Origin of the sequence: Nocardia sp. NPDC056564 (genome assembly GCF_042793755.1) — a bacterium.
Classification (GTDB): domain Bacteria; phylum Actinomycetota; class Actinomycetes; order Mycobacteriales; family Mycobacteriaceae; genus Nocardia.
In genome coordinates this window covers 269,196-285,807 of the sequence record NZ_JBHTUR010000013.1, presented here as the reverse complement: position 1 = coordinate 285,807, position 16,612 = coordinate 269,196, and the positions used below count along the sequence as shown (strand labels likewise).

Annotated in this window: 18 protein-coding genes; 11 read left to right on the top strand and 7 right to left on the bottom strand. The window is 65.1% G+C overall.

Going from position 1 to position 16,612, the window contains the following annotated elements:
- Positions 1–488: 488 nt before the first annotated feature.
- Positions 489–1,448, bottom strand: a complete 960-nt coding sequence (locus ACFQ9K_RS29555) for a pyridoxal-phosphate dependent enzyme (protein WP_378726108.1) — start codon at positions 1,446–1,448, stop codon at positions 489–491.
- Between the two features lie 160 nt (positions 1,449–1,608).
- On the opposite strand from ACFQ9K_RS29555, the gene ACFQ9K_RS29550 reads away from it, so the two are divergent.
- Entirely contained in the window at positions 1,609–2,016 is a 408-nt protein-coding gene (locus ACFQ9K_RS29550) for a hypothetical protein (RefSeq protein ID WP_378726106.1), read from the top strand.
- 228 nt (positions 2,017–2,244) lie between these two features.
- Positions 2,245–3,162, top strand: a complete 918-nt coding sequence (locus tag ACFQ9K_RS29545; protein ID WP_378726104.1) for a YihY/virulence factor BrkB family protein — start codon at positions 2,245–2,247, stop codon at positions 3,160–3,162.
- Between the two features lie 17 nt (positions 3,163–3,179).
- Here ACFQ9K_RS29545 and ACFQ9K_RS29540 read toward each other — a convergent pair whose 3' ends face one another.
- Positions 3,180–4,499, bottom strand: coding sequence for an MFS transporter (locus ACFQ9K_RS29540; protein ID WP_378726110.1), 1,320 nt, complete (start codon positions 4,497–4,499; stop codon positions 3,180–3,182).
- Between ACFQ9K_RS29540 and ACFQ9K_RS29535 the strand changes: the two genes are divergently transcribed.
- A complete protein-coding gene (locus ACFQ9K_RS29535; protein ID WP_378726102.1) occupies positions 4,498–4,956 on the top strand; it encodes a winged helix-turn-helix transcriptional regulator in 459 nt (152 codons plus the stop codon). The two genes, ACFQ9K_RS29540 and ACFQ9K_RS29535, sit on opposite strands and share 2 nt — an antisense overlap.
- 5 nt (positions 4,957–4,961) lie before the next feature.
- Here the strand turns inward: ACFQ9K_RS29535 and ACFQ9K_RS29530 are convergent, their stop codons facing one another.
- Positions 4,962–5,873, bottom strand: coding sequence for an SAM-dependent methyltransferase (locus ACFQ9K_RS29530; RefSeq protein ID WP_378726100.1), 912 nt, complete (start codon positions 5,871–5,873; stop codon positions 4,962–4,964).
- A gap of 623 nt (positions 5,874–6,496) precedes the next feature.
- Between ACFQ9K_RS29530 and ACFQ9K_RS29525 the strand changes: the two genes are divergently transcribed.
- The 3 genes from ACFQ9K_RS29525 (at position 6,497) to ACFQ9K_RS29515 (ending at position 8,607) form a co-directional block, all read left to right on the top strand.
- Positions 6,497–7,246 carry a class I SAM-dependent methyltransferase gene (locus tag ACFQ9K_RS29525; protein WP_378726098.1) on the top strand — a complete coding sequence of 250 codons (750 nt, stop codon included), beginning with the start codon at positions 6,497–6,499 and terminating at the stop codon, positions 7,244–7,246.
- 163 nt (positions 7,247–7,409) lie between these two features.
- The gene (locus ACFQ9K_RS29520) at positions 7,410–7,811 is read left to right on the top strand and encodes a VOC family protein (RefSeq protein WP_378726096.1); all 402 of its coding nucleotides are present in this window, start codon (positions 7,410–7,412) and stop codon (positions 7,809–7,811) included.
- 61 nt (positions 7,812–7,872) lie between these two features.
- A complete protein-coding gene (locus tag ACFQ9K_RS29515; RefSeq protein ID WP_378726095.1) occupies positions 7,873–8,607 on the top strand; it encodes a hypothetical protein in 735 nt (244 codons plus the stop codon).
- A gap of 68 nt (positions 8,608–8,675) precedes the next feature.
- Here ACFQ9K_RS29515 and ACFQ9K_RS29510 read toward each other — a convergent pair whose 3' ends face one another.
- Positions 8,676–9,161: a DUF488 domain-containing protein gene (locus ACFQ9K_RS29510; RefSeq protein ID WP_378983848.1), complete on the bottom strand. Its 486-nt coding sequence runs from the start codon at positions 9,159–9,161 to the stop codon at positions 8,676–8,678.
- 58 nt (positions 9,162–9,219) lie between these two features.
- Positions 9,220–9,573 carry a YybH family protein gene (locus ACFQ9K_RS29505; protein WP_378725642.1) on the bottom strand — a complete coding sequence of 118 codons (354 nt, stop codon included), beginning with the start codon at positions 9,571–9,573 and terminating at the stop codon, positions 9,220–9,222.
- A gap of 63 nt (positions 9,574–9,636) precedes the next feature.
- On the opposite strand from ACFQ9K_RS29505, the gene ACFQ9K_RS29500 reads away from it, so the two are divergent.
- From ACFQ9K_RS29500 to ACFQ9K_RS29485, 4 genes are all read left to right on the top strand, one after another.
- A complete protein-coding gene (locus ACFQ9K_RS29500; RefSeq protein WP_378725640.1) occupies positions 9,637–10,611 on the top strand; it encodes a helix-turn-helix transcriptional regulator in 975 nt (324 codons plus the stop codon).
- Positions 10,612–10,910: 299 nt separating this feature from the next.
- The gene (locus ACFQ9K_RS29495; protein WP_378725638.1) at positions 10,911–12,038 is read left to right on the top strand and encodes a hypothetical protein; all 1,128 of its coding nucleotides are present in this window, start codon (positions 10,911–10,913) and stop codon (positions 12,036–12,038) included.
- Positions 11,986–12,684, top strand: coding sequence for a hypothetical protein (locus tag ACFQ9K_RS29490; protein WP_378725636.1), 699 nt, complete (start codon positions 11,986–11,988; stop codon positions 12,682–12,684). The genes ACFQ9K_RS29495 and ACFQ9K_RS29490 overlap by 53 nt, the downstream gene beginning before the upstream one ends.
- Complete coding sequence (locus ACFQ9K_RS29485; protein WP_378725634.1) at positions 12,684–13,115, top strand: hypothetical protein; 432 nt, start codon at positions 12,684–12,686, stop codon at positions 13,113–13,115. The genes ACFQ9K_RS29490 and ACFQ9K_RS29485 overlap by 1 nt, the downstream gene beginning before the upstream one ends.
- Positions 13,116–13,248: 133 nt before the next feature.
- On the opposite strand, the gene ACFQ9K_RS29480 is transcribed toward ACFQ9K_RS29485, so the two are convergent.
- The gene (locus ACFQ9K_RS29480; protein WP_378725632.1) at positions 13,249–13,815 is read right to left on the bottom strand and encodes a TetR/AcrR family transcriptional regulator; all 567 of its coding nucleotides are present in this window, start codon (positions 13,813–13,815) and stop codon (positions 13,249–13,251) included.
- Between the two features lie 60 nt (positions 13,816–13,875).
- Here ACFQ9K_RS29480 and ACFQ9K_RS29475 point away from each other — a divergent pair, with 60 nt between their 5' ends.
- Positions 13,876–14,616, top strand: a complete 741-nt coding sequence (locus ACFQ9K_RS29475) for an SDR family oxidoreductase (protein ID WP_378725630.1) — start codon at positions 13,876–13,878, stop codon at positions 14,614–14,616.
- A gap of 3 nt (positions 14,617–14,619) precedes the next feature.
- Here the strand turns inward: ACFQ9K_RS29475 and ACFQ9K_RS29470 are convergent, their stop codons facing one another.
- Entirely contained in the window at positions 14,620–15,033 is a 414-nt protein-coding gene (locus tag ACFQ9K_RS29470; RefSeq protein ID WP_378725628.1) for a VOC family protein, read from the bottom strand.
- Positions 15,034–16,612 lie beyond the last annotated feature (1,579 nt).

Genomic DNA, 16,612 nt, shown 5'->3' with positions numbered 1-16,612 from the left:
ACACCCGAAGGTGCAATCAGAACAATCTAACTAGAGTCCGAAAACCTAGCAAAACAAAACGCCAGCAAAAAGTATTTGCTGACTAAATGTCCAACCTCTCAACCGGGGGGTATGAGAAGCCGGAACCAATAAACATATTGGCACTGACATTCATCGACACACTATTGAGTTCTCAAAGAACACACGCACACACCATCGCCCGGACTTCATCCGCTTGATCGGTGAGGCAACCTTACAGCTTAGCTCGGCTAAGAAACAAATCATGTCTCCGAGCGAGCTAGTGCGATTTCAGGCGCTCCTCGTCCTACCTCGTTTCCCGGTCCATCCACTCAGCGTTTCCGCTGGGCTTCTCGGCTCCGGGTCGGTGTCCGTGTCGCTCTGACTTGGAATAAATTACGCGGCGAAGATCGCTAAGTCAAATCGCCTGCGCAGCGCGGAAATTCGCAGGCCAACCGCCCTGGCCGCCGAGCGATCAACCACTACCGGCGCTAACCGGAGAACTCGTCGGCCCCGCCCTGGCTTACCAACTCAGCGAACCGCGCGGCGCTGATATTGCCGCCGGAGATGACAACACCGACCCTGGCGCCGGCGAGCTGGTCCCGCCCTGCCAGCAATGCGGCAACACCGGCGGCGCCGGTCGGCTCGGCGACGATCTTCATCGTGTCGAACAGAAAGGACATCGCCGCCACCAACTGCTCGTCGGTCACCACGACGATCTCGTCCACCACCCCGCGGTTGACGTCGAAGGTGAGTGCGCCCGGGATTTCGGCGGCCTGTGCGTCGGCGATGGTGCGGGGAACCGGGATTCGAACGCGGTGGCCGGCCTCGAGTGAACGCTTGGTGTCGTCGCCGTCGACGGGTTCGACGCCGATGACGCGAATGCCGGGCGACAGCGCAGTCGCCGCGGTGGCGCATCCTGCCATCAATCCGCCACCGCCGATCGGGGCGAGGAAGGCGGTCAACGGTCCGGTCTTCTCGATGAGTTCGAGCGCTACCGTGCCCTGCCCGGCCATCACCCGGAAATCGTCGAAGGGCGGAATGGCGGTCAGGCCGCGTTCGGCAGCCAGGGCCGCACCGATCGCGGTGCGGTCCTGCGTGTAGCGGTCGTAAAGGACGATCTCGGCCCCGTATTCCTTGGTGGCAGCCAACTTCGAAGCGGGGGCGTCCGCCGGCATCACGATCACCGCCGAGCTGCCGAGCAGCCGTGCCGACAGCGCAACGGCCTGCGCGTGGTTGCCGGAGGACCAGGCCACGACCCCGCATCCGAGTTGCTCGGCAGTCAGTTGCGAGATCGCGTTATAGGCACCGCGGAACTTGAACGCGCCAACCCGCTGAAAGTTCTCACACTTGAGAAACACCTCGGCCCCGACCCGCTCGTTGAGCAGACGAGACGTAAGCACCGGCGTCCGATGCGCGACACCCGCGAGCCGGTGCGCCGCCGCGCGCACGTCATCGATCGTGATACCGCCTGCCACACTTGCATTCTGCCACCCACAATGAGGTAGACAGCGCTGCCGAACTGCACCAACGTGTCGAACTGTTCGTCGCACGTCGGAGCATCGATCGCCGGCACCGACTCGATTCGACACAGGAGCGGGGGTACTTGTAATGACATGGGACTGGCTCGCGGATCTGCGCACGACGCCCGCGCTGGGAGCGGTCGCCGGCGCTCTGGCCGCGCTGATCGTCGCTTTCGTCACGGGGTGGTTCACCGCCCGGTCATCACACAAGCTGCCCCATGAGCGATTGCACTTGCTGGTACAGATCGAGAAGGGCCTTCCCCCAGGCATCGACAGAGAAGCGGCAGTCCGCAACCAGATGCGGCGTGAGCTGGCTATATTGCGTAGATATCGCCCCCCGAACTCAGCAGCTCACGCGCTGGTCTGGATGAGCAACAGCATCGCCTTGGTGCTGACCGCATTGGCATACACCGGCCGCATTGCATGGTGGGCCCCTATAGTCGCGTTCGCAGTCGGGTTGGCCATTCTCGGCCTTGCCTGGTTGAGCAACAGCTGACCCCGGACGGATCCACCGAGGTGACGGATCTCCGACCTCGATATGGATCCTGTTGCGCGGCACAGCTTCCTCGTTTTCGGAGGCCGTCGGTGTGGTATAGCGAGACCGGGCCGGATGAGCCGACGGCCGGTGGATCACACGAACCAGTAGACGCTGGAATCGCCGAGCGAGGGATGAGTAGTCGGGTTGGTTGCCGGAGTCGATAGGTTTCAGCGGCGTCATCGCGGGGTGGGGTTTCCGCTGGCGGTGATCTACAAGTTCATCGACGATCAGGGTGGATACTTGGCCGCCTTGATCACGTATTACGCGTTCGTGTCGTTGTTTCCGCTGCTGCTGATTCTGACGACTGTGCTCAGCGTGCTGCTCGAGGCGGACCCGCATCTGCAGCAGCGCATTCTCGATTCGGCGTTGAGTCAGTTTCCGGTGATCGGCGATCAGATCAGCCGGCCGGAGCGGCTCAGCGGGGGCACCGCGGGGCTGGTCGCCGGAATCGCGATTGCGGCGTTCGGCGGTCTCGGGGTGTCGGTGGCTGTGCAGAACGCGATGAATGTCGCGTGGGCGGTGCCGGTCAACCAGCGGCCGAATCCGTTCATGGTGCGGGTGCGTGGACTGATCGGACTGGTCATCCTCGGTCCCCTGATCCTCGGAGCGGCGGTGTTGTCGCAGGTGGGGGCCGCGTGGCGGATCGGGTTCGGGTTCGCCTGGCTGCTCGTGCTGGCTTCGGTGGTGGTCAACGCGGGGTTGTTCGCGATGGCGTTCAAATGGGCCACTGTGCGATCCATCAGTTGGCGGCAGGTGGTTCCCGGCGCGGTGGTCGCCGCGGTCGCCTGGCAGTTGTTGCAGCGGTTCGGCTCGATCTATGTCGGCCAGGTGGTGAACCAATCCTCGGATACCAACGGGGTATTCGCGGTGGTGCTCGGTCTGCTCGGATTCCTGTACCTGACCTCGTGCGCGGTCGTGCTGTGTGTGGAGATCAATGTCGTGCGGGTCGACCGGCTCTATCCGCGGGCACTGTTGTCGCCGTTCACCGAGAACGTCAGGCTCACCAGCGGAGACCGGCGGACCTACACCGACCAGGCACAGGCTCAGCGCAACAAAGACTTCGAGGACATCACCGTCACGTTCGGCAAGCCTCCCGAGAAGTAGGGTTTCGCCGGTAACGATCACCTCTCCACACAGACTGGCGCACTATCGCGGCGCTCCGGTCGGGGGCCAGGCGGACTCGTCACACCACGGCGGGTGATCTGACCCAGTCCCCACAGGATCAGCGCGGCGAGGGAGTACGCCGCGCCCACCCAGCACGCCGCCGACCACCCCCAATTGCTGTAAGCCCAGGTGGTGGTAATCGCGCCGAGCGCGGATCCGAGCGAATAGAACGCCATATAGGCGCCGATGACGCTGCTGGCGTGATCGGGATGCGCGGCGGTCAGCAGGTGCTGGCTGCTGACGTGCACCGCCTGGACGGCGAAGTCGAGCACGATGATGCCGATGATCAGCAGCCACAAGGTCGCGCCGGCTCGGGCGATGAATAGCCACGAGGCGGCGAGCAACACCAGCGCGGAGCCCGTAATCGCTTGTGCTCGACCGGAATCCGCCCATCGTCCGGCGCGGGCGGCACCGAGCGCTCCGGCCAGTCCGACCACACCGAACAGCCCGATCTGTGTGGTGCCGAAGTTCCACGGATCGGAGCCGAGCGGGAGGGCGAGCCCGCTCCAGAGGGTGCCGAAGGACGCGAACAGGAAGAAGGTGATCAGCCCTCGGCTCAGAAACAGGCGATCGGTGCGCACGAGCCGCCCCATCGATGCCAGTACCTGCACATACCTTGTGCCGGAGGTTCTGGAATCGGGGTCGAGTGTCGCGCGGACGGTGCCGGCCAGCACCACGCAGAGCACGGCGAGCAAGGCATACACGGCCCGCCAGCCCACGGTGTCACCCAGAAGACCGGCCAGAACACGGACGCCGAGAATGCCGATCACCACGCCGGAGGTCACCGCGCCGATATTGCGGCCGCGCTGGTCCGGCGCGGAAACGGCGGCGACATAGGCGACCGTCACCTGCACCACGACCGCGAACAAACCCGCCACCGCCAACCCGACCACCGCGATCGCGCCGTTCGGCGCAACCGCCACGATCGCGGCACCCGCGGCGGTGAGCAGCAGATGCACGGCGATGAGCCGACGACGATTCAGCACGTCGCCGAGCGGCACCAACAGAACGAGGCCGGCGAAATAGCCGACCTGTCCCGCGGCAACCAGCCAGCCCAGTGACCCGCGCGCCAGCCCGAGGCTGAGACCCGCCGCCTCCAGCACCGGCTGGATCGCGTAGATCGTCGACACCGCCACCGCGCACACCAGTGCCAGCACGAATCGCTGCGATCTCGTGACGGTCGCCACCATCAGACCTCCCGAATTAGTAGCAAAATGCAACCATTGGAGCGTAGGGCATAATAGTTTCGAATTGCAACCAATCGGGCGGAGGAGCATGACCACGACACCCGGTTCCGGCCGCGACTGGACCGATCCCACCTGTCCGGTCGCGCGCACCGTCGACCTGGTCGGCGACCGGTGGAGCCTGCTGATCGTGCGCGACGCCATGGACGGTGCGGCAACCTTCACCGACTTCCAGCAACGGCTCGGGATCGCGCGGAATATCCTCACCGATCGCCTGCGCAAGCTCGTCGACCACGGAATCCTCAGCACGAGCACCGCACCGGGCGGTAAACGGCACAGCTATGAACTCACCGCTGCCGGGCAGGATCTGTTCACCGTCGTCGTGGCGTTGCGTCAGTGGGGCGAACGCCACGCGTTCACCGCCGGTGAGGCCCACTCGGTCCTCGTCGACCGCGACGGACGTCCCCTCCCCCGGCTACGGACCGAAACCCACGAGGGCAAGCGCGCCACCGCGACGAATACCCGAGTGCGGAAGGTAGAGGATGCGTGATGCGACTACTCGTCGAGGACGCCGCTGACGTACAGCAGATCACCCATGCGTAGGTCGTCACCCGTCAAGGGTTGAAGGTCGTTGGCGGCCAACAGGTCCCGGAGGGTGATTGCGTTCAGCGCCCAGCCGCGGCCGGCCAGGTACGGCGCCGCCTCGTTGCGCTCGCCGTAATATCGCAGCCGCGCCATGTCGGTATCGAAATCGTTTGCCCGCCAACGCTCGGAGATACGGTGCAGGCGTTCCTTTGTCCGGTCATCCTGGCCCGGTTGCGGGTTGGGTTTGCTTTCCGTAGCCAGACGGCTTCCCGGTGCGCTGAGCCGAGTGATGGTGTCCAGCAGGCGATCCTGCGCATCGGGCGGTAGGTAACCCAGCAGGCCCTCGGCGCTCCAGGCGGTGGGCCGCGCCGGGTCGAATCCGGCGGCCTCTAGTGCGGCGGGCCAATCGTCGCGCAGATCGACCGCGGCCGCGCGCCGGTCGGCGGTGGGGGTAGCGCCCAACTCGGCCAGTGCGCGGGTCTTGAATTCGATGACCGGCGGCTGGTCGACCTCGTATACAACCGTCCCGGCCGGCCAGGACAGTCGGTACGCGCGAGAATCCAAGCCCGAAGCCAGGATCACGACCTGGGCGATGCCCGCGGTTGTCGCGTCCAGGAAGAACTCGTCATAGAACTTGGTGCGCACCTTGGCCACATCGATCCACACCTGTTCGACCAAGTCGCCGGGAGGTACTTCGCCGCTGGCCAATTGGGTCAGGAGGTCGACGCCGACCGCCCGGACCAGCGGTTCGGCGAACGGGTCGTCGATGAGCGCACGATCCGCGCGGGTCGCGATCGCCCGCGCCGTCGCGGCCATGGTGGCAGTCGCGCCGACACTGGAAGCAAGGTCCCAGGAGTCTCCGTCATGCCTGGTTGAAGTCATGTTCCACCCCATCTCCGACGACGTGGCCGGGGCGGTCGTCAACCGGTCCCGGCGGGATGGGCCGACGGTAACACCTGCCACCGACAGAGTGCGTTCGTCGGCACAACGAGTGTGGAAAGCACTGACAGCCAACCATTTTGGACATTCGACCAGCGCTCAGCGGTATCGGCCGGAACGCCTGCGCACCGCGTCGACCAGTGCCCTCAGGCGACCTTCACGCTCAGATGTTGCTTGATCCCTACGCGCTCGAGCGCCCGTTGCCGCTTCGGCGACAGCATGGGCAGTTGTCGCGTCGATCACTTCGGGCGTGGTCACGTCCAGGGTCTCGCCCTCGACTGACAGGGCCGCGCGCCCAGAAGCGAGGACGTTCCGCAACCAATCCACGCCGATTCCGTAGCCAGCGGGATGAGGAACCCGTCCTGCACACGGTCCGCCCCGACCAACGTCGAATACCGCTTGCCTGATCTTCTGCCGGTATGCCGGATGACTGCGGCGTAATTAGCTTATGGCGCAACTGGTCTTGGACGCAGTACATGGTCGCGACATAGCGTCCGGGGTACCTACTCCACGACTCCCGCCGTCGGGATCACGGCGCCGGTCGAGCACCCCTAGGAGATGATCGCGTGAGCGTCACCATTTCGCCTGCCCTGCAACGAGTTCTGCCGCTGCTCACCGAACCGCCCGCGGCTCCCACCGCCCCGCATGGTTACCTCGACCAACTCGGCCCGCAACCAGCAGATCAAGACGTCAACACCGGTATCGTGCAATCGCTGTGGAGCTCACGCATCGGTGCGTACCTCTTCGATCACGCCGCGACAGCGGCCCGGCGTGTCTTCGGCATCCTGCAATCACCCGCCGAGCACTTACACCTCCGGCCTGGCCACACAGCACTCGACATCGGTTGTGGTCCAGGCGAAATCACTGCCGCGCTGGCCCACGCCGTGGGTCCGGACGGACTCGCTCTCGGCATCGACATCTCCGCGTCGATGCTCACCCGCGCCGTCCAGCGGCACCGCGGCGGCAATATCGCGTTCGTGCGTGCCGACGCGCAACGGCTTCCGTTGCGCGACAACACCGTCGATGCGGTGACCTGCATTGCCGGCCTGCAGCTCATTCCCGATCCGGTCGCGGCACTGGCCGAGATGATCCGTGTCCTGCGGCCGGGCGGTTACCTCGCGGTGCTGGTGCCTACCGTGCGCACCGGTCCGCTGCAACCGATCGGACGTTTCCTACCCGGCGCCGGCGGTGCGCGATTCTTCACGCCAACCGAAATCACCGACGCTGTAAAGGGTTTCGAACTCGGCGAGGTAGGGACTCGTCGTTTCGGGATGATCCAGTGGACGTACGGCCACAAGGTCCCAGTCCGGGAGTGACGCCCGCTTCACGCTGCGCGGTGGCCAGCGGAGATCGAGCTGTCGGCGCACAGTTCCTCGCCACGCCCCAGCACCAGGTCGGCCTCGCCTGTCGGAGGGTGCCGATACATTGGTCGCCGGAGTTGCCCGTCACCCTCGAGCCCCGCTCGGCAAAGGAGTTCCCGTGAACACACCCACCGCCTTCGCCAACGTCGTCTACCCCACCGCGGATCTGGACGCGAGCGTTGCGGCGTTCACGGCGATGCTCGGCGCCGAGCCGGTCTTTCGCACCGAGGACTATGCGATGTACGCCATCGGCCTCGCGCTGTCGGCCAAACCGTGGGTGCGCCATCCGCTGCCGTTCTGGACCGTGGTCGACATCGAGGCGACGCACGGCGCGATGGGGGCCCTCGGCGCCAGGGCGCTGGGCGAGATCGCCGACGGGTCGCTCGCCGAGATCGGTACCGCGCCGATCGTCAACGGCGATCCGGAGACCGGCATCGTCGATCTGCCCGGAAACCGCCTGGCCGTGCTCGAGGCGGTCGACGGGAACCTGATCGCCCTCAACCAGCCGGTCGGCTGGTAACGGCCACCGGGCAGACCACGCCCAGCCGAAGCGGGCGTTCGCGAGAATCAGGAGAACATCATTGGGGAAACTGCATCGACCCGGGCGTCCGGAGGATCTGCCGGACGCGCGCGTGCTGTCGGCGCGGTGGGCGGCCGTGGCGCTCGCCACCTTCGACCGCGACGAGGAGCTCGAGCCGGTGCAGCATCGGTCGGGCTATTGGATCGATGCCGACGGATTGCATTGGGACGACTGCGGTTGCACGTGGTGGGTGCTGAAGTGGCTCGGTGACGGTCGCGCGGTGCTCGTCGGGGAAGACGAATCGAGCGAGGTCAAGGGCTACGAGCCGGCGATCGATCTGCTGGCCGGCGCGCCGGAATGGGTTCCGCGGCACTACCTTCGGGGCCTGATCGATGACTACATGGTCGGCTGCGTCTATTGGTTCGACGAGGGCGCCTGGCACCGGGCGAGCTACCCGGACGACCTGGCCGACGACGGACTCGACTGCGGCATATCGACTTTGACGACCCGGGCGGACGCGGTGGACCAGATCGCCGACCGGTTGGAGTTCGACGACGGCGACGCCGGCCTGCCCGAGCTGTGCGCGCAACTGATCGACGACGCCGAACGCGGAGCCATCACCGAGCACGGACTTCGCTCCTTCGCCGAGGAGATGACGCGTTTGCTGAACCAGCACTACCCCGAGGACCATCACGAACCGCGCACCGACGCCGACCTCGCCGCCATGTTCGCACTGGCCAGGCGCGCCGGTATCGATACCGGCGCATGGAGCGGCACACTCGGTGTCCGCGCCTGAACCGGCTCAGAGAAGCCAATTCACCTGTCCGGCTTGCCGATTCGATGAACTCGGCAAGCCGGCCGGGCTCAGTGCGGGTAAAGGTGCATCACCGGTAAGCCGTGTTCGGTGTGCAGGCGCTCGGCGACCAGCGCGCGGTGGCACGCCTCCGGATCGCATTCCACGCAGAACAGGGCGGTGGTCGAGTCGTTGGGCAGGTCGGCCGCAAGTGCGGCGAGGTCGAAGGGGTCGAGGATTTCGTGGGTGTAGCGCTCGGCGTACTCGGTCGCCAGGGCGACACGGTTGCGTTTGCCGACGCCCTGGCGGTCGTCCTCGCGATATTGGAGGTGGCGTAGTTCGGTGGTCGGCGCCAGCTCCCGCACGTGCCGGTAGCCGATTCCGGCGGCGGCGAGGGTGTTTTGGAGCCGCACCGAGTTCGCCCACGAGTACTCGGGTCCGCGAACGCCGCGGCGTTGGCGCAGGTCCAACAGCAGGCCCACGCCACCCTCGGCCAACCGCTCCAGGAAACCGTCGACGGTGAATCCGTAGACGCCGATCGTCGCGATACGTCTCATCTCGACTCTCCGCACAGCGCGGCGGTGGGCGCGGACCGGCCGGCCCACCGCCGCCCCGCTACGGCACGAGCGACGGCTGGTCCGTGGCCCACAGCCACGATCCGTCCGGCTGACGGCGGGCGATCTCGACGGCGACCTCGCCGGTGGTCAGGGTGGATGCGGTCATGGCCAGATCGCCACTCACCAGTGCCGGATGCTGCCTGCCCGGCTCGAGCACCGGTGCGGCGGCGACGAACTGTTCGTACACCTTGCGGATCTCCGCGTGGCCGGTCGCGAGGCTGCCGGGCGGGAAGGCCAGCACCGCGTCCGGCTCGTACAACGCCACCAGTCCGTCGACGTCCCCCGCGTTGGCTCGCTCGATGAAGAACTTGCCCAGGGCGTTCGGCTCGGTGGCCACTTTCTTGTTGGTCATACTGGATAGGCTCTCAACGAATCACGACACCTTGTGTCGTGTATTTCTGCAAAGGTTTTCTGTATGCGCGCCGATCGACTGGTCTCGATGGTGTTGCTGCTGCGCCGGCACGGCCGGTTGTCCGCGGCGGCGCTGGCGCGCGAGCTGGAGGTATCCACGCGGACCGTGCTGCGCGACATCGAGGCGCTGTCCGCGGCCGGCGTCCCGGTCTACGCCGAACGCGGACGACATGGCGGCTTCGCGCTGCTCCCCGGTTTCCGAACCGAGCTCACCGGACTCAATCACGACGAGGCGCTTGCCCTGCTGGTCGCCGGATCACGGCGCGGCGCACAGGCATTCGGCCTCGGTTCGGCGCTCGCTTCGGCAGTGCTCAAGGTGGTCGACGCGCTGCCCGAAAGCTATCGGGCCACCGCGGCCGACGTCGCCGAGCGATTGCTCATCGACCCGGAGACCGATCTGCTGTCGCGGCGGCTGAGCGCCGAGGAGGTGCCCGGCACCGTGTTGACCGAGGTCCGGCGCGCCGTGCTAGCCGGGCACAAGTTGCGCATCCGGTACGCGGCGGTGGACCAGCAGCCGCGATGGCGCACGGTCGATCCGATCGGCCTGGTCACGGTGCGCGACCAGGGCTACTTGCTCGCCACGAAGTCGGGCGCGGACCGCACCTACCGACTGTCCAGAATCTCGGCCGCCGAGCAGCTCACGGAACCCGCCGAGCGCCCGGACCGCGTCGATCTGGAACAAGCCTGGCAGGAGCGCAGCACGCGGTTCCGCTCCGGCGGCGACCAGGTCACCGTGCTGGTGCGGTTGCACCCGGCCCGGCGAGAAGAACTGGTCGGCACCGCACTGGCGGTCCGCGCCGAGGAAACCGACGCCGACGGCCGGTTGCGACTGGAGGTCACCTTCCAAGACCCGAGGCACGCCGAATGGGCGCTCTGGCAACTCGCCACCGACGCGGAAGCCCTTGCCCCGCAGTGGTTACGCACCTCCCTGCACAACCGCGCCGCCACCCTCGCCGCCCGCTACGAAGAACCTTCCTGAGCCCAATCCATAACGCGCTGATACCGCCTCGGCCGCGACTCGCGCAGTTCCGCGGCCAGTGTGCGACCGCCCAGTAGGGCTCGAGCAGCATGACCCACCGACGAACACCGCATCGACGAGCTAGCAGTGTCGGCCGATCCGCCCCCATCGCTGGCCCCGGATGCCCAGCGAGACGTTCTCCCATCAGGCTGCGCCCCATCATGATTGGTGATGGTTCCCTAACGCTTGCCGCTCACCGACGGCGACTTTAGCGCGGGAGCTTTGTCAGCTACGCTGCGAACACGAAGCCAGGGGGTGGTATGACCGACTTCACGGTAGATGTGTCCGGTCTTGCGGGGTTCAAGTTGGACCTGCAGAGTCTGGGAGCGAACTTCACTACGAATGCCGCGCGCCTGCTGCCGTCCATCACGGTGCCGGGCGGGACAGCAGGGCTGATGGCCACGCTGATACCGCCGATCGACAGGTTCAGCAGCGCGATCTTCTCAGCACATCAGAAAGATCTCGCCGCAGTGGGCACGCTTGACGACAACCTGTCCAGCGCGAGCACGAAATACGTAGCGACGGATGGCAACTCGGCGGATCGACTAACTACCGTCGCGGTCGCCGGGTCGAGTAACACGGGCGAGTTCATTTCCAACACCGCTCAGAGCGCCAAACGGTTCGGTGGTTTGCAGTTGCCCACCCTGTCGGACGTGCAGGACGAGCAGTACACAACCCGTCAGATCGTGACCGCGGGCATCAATTCAATCAGCCGATACGACGATGCGTTGAGTCAGGCGATCGGCGTCAAACCCGCAGCCGACTATCTTTCCCCGCTGGAAGCGGACTGGGAGAGAGTGCAAGCCATCGGCAAACGCATCGGGCTGCTCGGCATCAACGATTACGTCACCTCCGAAAATCTCACCGCCGGCACCAGATGGCTGCAAACTCTTTGGTCGGGCGATGCCGCACAGGCATTCGCTAACAGCACGAACAACCTCGGGCAGTCGATCGCAGGGCGAAGCATCGACCTGGAAACGATCTCAAAAATCGTCCAAAATGGTGGTGCGGTGCTCGAGCGGTTGGTCTTCAACCAGGCCATGGGGCTCAGTAGCGGACTCGCACAGCCCATGACCTTCCTCAACTTCACGCTGCCGCTCGGTCAGTGGGCGCAACTGATCAACGACCCGATGCGGGACTCGATCCGAGCGGAGATCGCTGCCGCCGTAGACACACTCAAACGATCGGCCGATTCCAGGAAGAAGGAATTGGATGTGATGGTCACACACATTTCCAAGGCATTAAATTATACACCTGGCCAAGCCGTACCTACATATAGCGCCAGAGAATTCGAGGTTCCGGATAAAGTGGTAGTCGACTTGGGTGTGCTCCGATATGGATACGGAGACAACATTTGGTGGGAGAGCAGCATTGCGGCCGCCGGCTGATCCACCGATCCCTTCCAGCCATCCGCAGTTCGGCTCTGATCGCAGTATTCTCAATCGTTCCGAAGCAGGGTTGATCAGCACGACAACTGCCCCATCTGTGCAACTCTACTTCGACCACAAGGGCTACACTTTCGCCAGCGACATCCTCAACCAGTACTTGGCGAGTCATGGTGCCGACTACGAGTACATCATCCGTCCCGCCGACGTCGCACAGATCGTCAAAACACAGGCGGTCAAGACAGCCGCCGAGAGTCAGTTGAATTGGATCAAGGGCGAGGCCGCGCGAAACGGGGAACGCGGCGGTGCGATACAGGAATTAACTGCAGCGTGGCAACCGATTTCGGTGACCGATAATTCCGATGTCACGCTTGCTCTAGGGACCTTCTCAGTCGCCGTCGGCAGCGACACCATCGTGCAGAGATCGGGCGACAAGCTGAAGGGCGACATACGGTATCGCATCTATATCTACGACTTGTACGATTTCGACAAGACCGTCGACTGGTGGTCATCGGATCCCGAATTGGCGATCAAGAAAGGCCTGAACCACGATATGAGGCAGTTGGAGGAGGCGGGGTGGGCGCGCAGCTTCAAAGCTCGCGGGAACACCGAATCCCTCGGGGACTACACCTGGTCGGGGGAACTCTGATGGGGGCGATCCGTCATCGGGGCTGGATGCCTATACTCGCCGGTGCGCTCATGCTTGCCGGATGTAGCAACCCCTCGGATGTGGAGAAGATCGGCGATTGTGGCGGTATCCACTTTCCGGACAACGCGCGCGTTGTTGCACACGATAGTGAAATGCCAGGTCTCAGCGATGAGATCGTCGAGGTGGTAGCCGAATTACCGCGCGCCGATCTGGATGCCTTCAAGACGAAGTCCAAACTTGGCCAATTCCAGGCCGGTGTGCCGAGCGACTGGAAGAGCCAATACTGGCGGAGCTACAGTGCTGCGGACTCGTTACGGGCCGATATCGGCAACGAGCATTATTCGGATTGGGACGGGAAGCACGGGCGACAGGTGGTCGTGCACGATAACGGCGGCGACATCAATACCGTGTTTGCTCGCGGATTGTGTTGAGCCGTCACCACTAAGCATCCAGGATGTTTCGACCGAAGTCCGAGCTGGCACACCAGAGATGTTGGCAGCCAAATACATTCATTGCCAACCGCCAAGGATTGACGGAAAGCGATGATTCTCACGACGACCCGCGCTATTGGGGTGCACGGAGGCCGTTGATGAGGATGGAGAGGAGGCGGGGGGCTCGGGTGTCTAGTTCGGTGTCTTCCAGGCGGGATAGCCAGCTGATGAGGATGATGGCGTCGCGGGCTTCGGCGTCGGGGCGAATGGTGTGGTTGGCGCGGCCGGCGGCGAGGAGGAGTTCTACGGCGTCGCCGATGGGGCCTTGGCTGTGGGCGGCGAGGTTATGCCAGGTTGCGGCCTCGACGGCGGCGAAGATGTCGCGTTTGAGTCGAGCGTAGGCGGCGACCTGGTCGAACCATTCGGCGAGTGCGTCCAATGGTTCGTGGGTTGCCAGTAGGCGTGGGGCGGCTTCGACCAGGTTTTCCACGTCGCGGCGGTAGACCTCGGCGAGGAGGTCCTCGCGGGTGGGGAAGTGCCGATAGAGCGTGCCTTGGCCGATGCCGCAGGCCTTTGCGACGGCGTTGAGTTTCAGTTCGCCGGGCCCGCGGACGAGTTCGCGGGCCGCCTCGAGGATTCGATCGCGGTTGCGTTGGGCGTCTGAGCGGCGGGTTCCGCCGCCCTTGACCGAAGCGGACACTTGTCCGCTAAGGTCGTCTGGGTAAACGGACATGTGTCCACTCTAGACGGAGGACGTTGGATGACTATCCAGGACAAGGTTGTTGCGATCACCGGCGCCAGTAGCGGAATCGGCGAGGCGACGGCCCGTCATCTCGCCTCGCTCGGGGCGAGCGTTGTGCTCGGCGCGCGCCGCACCGATCGGCTGGCACAGGTGGTTGCCGAGATCGAAGCCGGCGGTGGTGCGGCGGCCGCGACGCGGGTGGACGTCACCGATCGTGGCGACCTCGAGTCGCTCGTCGATCTCGCCGTCGAGCGTTTCGGGCGGCTGGATGTGTTGGTGGGCAACGCCGGGATCAGCAAGATCGGACCGGTCGCCGACCTGGATGTCGAGGGTTGGTCGGCGATGGTCGATGTGAACGTCAAGGGGATCCTGTACGGCATCGCCGCGGCCCTGCCGGTTTTCCGCCGTCAGGGTAGCGGTCATCTCGTTACGGTCATCTCGACCTCCGGGCTGAAAATCGTTCCTACGCAGGCGGTGTACGCGGGCACGAAGAACGCGGTGCGCACGCTGCTCGAGGGACTGCGGCAGGAGAGCACCGACGGGGTGTTGCGGACGACGTCGATCTCTCCGGGCTATGTGCGCACCGAGCTGATCGATCACGCCGTCGACGATCCGGCGGTGCTCGCGCAGGCCAGGCAGCACATGGCCGAACTCGGCATCGACCCCACGGCCGTGGCGCGGGCCATCGCCTTCGCGATCGACCAACCCGACGACGTCGAAATCGGCGACCTGACTATCCGGCCCACCCGCCAGAACTGACCGCTACTTGCGCACGACCAGCTCGAGGGCGATGTTGTCCGGGTCGCGGAACTCCAGGATGTAGCTGACGCCGATGTCCTTGATCTCCTCGTGCTTGACCCCGCACGCGTCGAGATGAGCTGCGGCGGTTTCCAGTTCGGCGAGGGAGCCGAGGGAGAAGGCGAGATGGTCGAGGCCGACGTTGTTCTCGTCGAAGGGGTCGCTGCCCGCAGGGCGCAGTCCGATCATCCCGTGCTTCATCCGATAGATCACCCCGCCGTGCAGAAACGCGAGACGCTGCCGCGTCTCATCATCGGCATCAGCCGGAATCTCCAGTGCCACAGGCCAGCCGAACACCTTCTCGTAGAAGGCCCGCGACCGATCGATGTCGCACACCGTCAGACGCAGATGAGCAATGGATTCCGCAGAGATCGACATGCGACCGATGCTCGCACACCCTTCCCCTACCCGCCGGTTCGACGCGCCCCCACCCACGCCTCCCCCATCCGAATGCCATGAACACCAACAGGTCTGGCACCACCTTGCCTCTGGACGATCTCCCCACACCGGACTATCCACGCCGGCCAATACGTCAAACGCGACATCACCACACTTCACCCACGGTGCACCAAAACTACGTCCCCTTCGCGACAATCAACCACCACCAACTGGACACCACCGCAGACATACCAACGCTTCACCCCCACCACGCCCCGCTCGCCGCAAACACCAGCCACCAACGGGACACCACCACAGCCAGACCCACCATTCACCACCACCACGCCCCGCTCGCCGCGAACACCCGCCACCAACGGGACACCGCGGCAGCCAGACTCGCGATTTGCCACCATCACGTCCCGCTCGTCGCGCACAGCCGCCGCGAACGGGACATCACGGCGAACCCACCCCTATGTGCGCCACCACCATGTCCCGCCCACGGCCAACGGTCGCCGCCACCGAACACCAACACACTCAACCCAATTCGCCACTCTCATCCTCACTCCACGACCGTCAGTCACCACCAACCGGACACCACCGCAGCCAGAGCCGTGATCCACCCCCCACCACGCCCCGCTCGCCGCGCGCAACCGCCGCCGACGGGACACCACGGCGAATCCACCCCTATGGTGCGCCACCACCATGGCCCGCCCACGATCAACAGTGGCTGCCACCGGGACACCAAATACGCTCACCCCAATCCGCCACCCTCATCCCCACTCCACGACCGTCAGTCACCACCAACGGGACACCACCACAGCCAGACCCACGATCCACCCCCACCACGCCCCGCTCGCCGCGAACAGCCGCCGCGAACGGGACATCACGGCAGCCAGACCCGCGATTCGCCACCACCACGCCCCGCTCGCCGCGAGCAACCGCCACCAACGGGACACCACGGCGAACCCACCCTATGGTGCGCCACCACCATGGCCCGCCCACGATCAACGGTCGCCGCCACCGGACACCAACACACTCAACCCAACTCGCCACCCTTATCCCCACTTCACGACCGTCAGTCACCACCAACGGGACACCACCACAGCCAGACCCACGATCCACCCCCACCACGCCCCGCTCGCCGCGAACACCCGCCACCAACGGGACACCACCGCAGCCAGAGCCGTGATTCGCCACCATCACGTCCCGCTCGTCACGAGCAACCGCCACCAAAGGGGCATCACGGCGAACCCACCCTATGGTGCGCCACCACCATGGCCCGCCCACGATCAACAGTGACCACCACGGGGCACCAACACGCTCACCCCAATTCGCCACCGTCATCCCACTTCTCGACCGTCAGTCACCACCAACAGGACATCACGGCAGCCAGACCCACGACTCACCACCATCACGTCCCGCTCGCCTCGAACAACCGCCACCAACGGGACACCACCACAGCCAGAGCCGTGATTCGCCACCATCACGTCCCGCTCGTCACGAGCAACCGCCACCAATGGAACATCACGGCGAACTCACCCAAGGCGTGCCACCACCATGTCCCGCCCACCATCAACAG

What these genes read in the sequence shown, in the direction of transcription:
- ACFQ9K_RS29550 (WP_378726106.1), top strand. Translation starts at nt 1,609, where the DNA reads ATGACATGGGACTGGCTCGCGGATCTGCGCACGACGCCCGCGCTGGGA.
- ACFQ9K_RS29535 (WP_378726102.1), top strand. Translation starts at nt 4,498, where the DNA reads ATGACCACGACACCCGGTTCCGGCCGCGACTGGACCGATCCCACCTGT.
- ACFQ9K_RS29540 (WP_378726110.1), bottom strand. Translation starts at nt 4,499, where the DNA reads ATGCTCCTCCGCCCGATTGGTTGCAATTCGAAACTATTATGCCCTACG.
- ACFQ9K_RS29530 (WP_378726100.1), bottom strand. Translation starts at nt 5,873, where the DNA reads ATGACTTCAACCAGGCATGACGGAGACTCCTGGGACCTTGCTTCCAGT.
- ACFQ9K_RS29510 (WP_378983848.1), bottom strand. Translation starts at nt 9,161, where the DNA reads ATGAGACGTATCGCGACGATCGGCGTCTACGGATTCACCGTCGACGGT.
- ACFQ9K_RS29505 (WP_378725642.1), bottom strand. Translation starts at nt 9,573, where the DNA reads ATGACCAACAAGAAAGTGGCCACCGAGCCGAACGCCCTGGGCAAGTTC.
- ACFQ9K_RS29500 (WP_378725640.1), top strand. Translation starts at nt 9,637, where the DNA reads ATGCGCGCCGATCGACTGGTCTCGATGGTGTTGCTGCTGCGCCGGCAC.
- ACFQ9K_RS29495 (WP_378725638.1), top strand. Translation starts at nt 10,911, where the DNA reads ATGACCGACTTCACGGTAGATGTGTCCGGTCTTGCGGGGTTCAAGTTG.
- ACFQ9K_RS29490 (WP_378725636.1), top strand. Translation starts at nt 11,986, where the DNA reads ATGGATACGGAGACAACATTTGGTGGGAGAGCAGCATTGCGGCCGCCG.
- ACFQ9K_RS29485 (WP_378725634.1), top strand. Translation starts at nt 12,684, where the DNA reads ATGGGGGCGATCCGTCATCGGGGCTGGATGCCTATACTCGCCGGTGCG.
- ACFQ9K_RS29475 (WP_378725630.1), top strand. Translation starts at nt 13,876, where the DNA reads ATGACTATCCAGGACAAGGTTGTTGCGATCACCGGCGCCAGTAGCGGA.
- ACFQ9K_RS29470 (WP_378725628.1), bottom strand. Translation starts at nt 15,033, where the DNA reads ATGTCGATCTCTGCGGAATCCATTGCTCATCTGCGTCTGACGGTGTGC.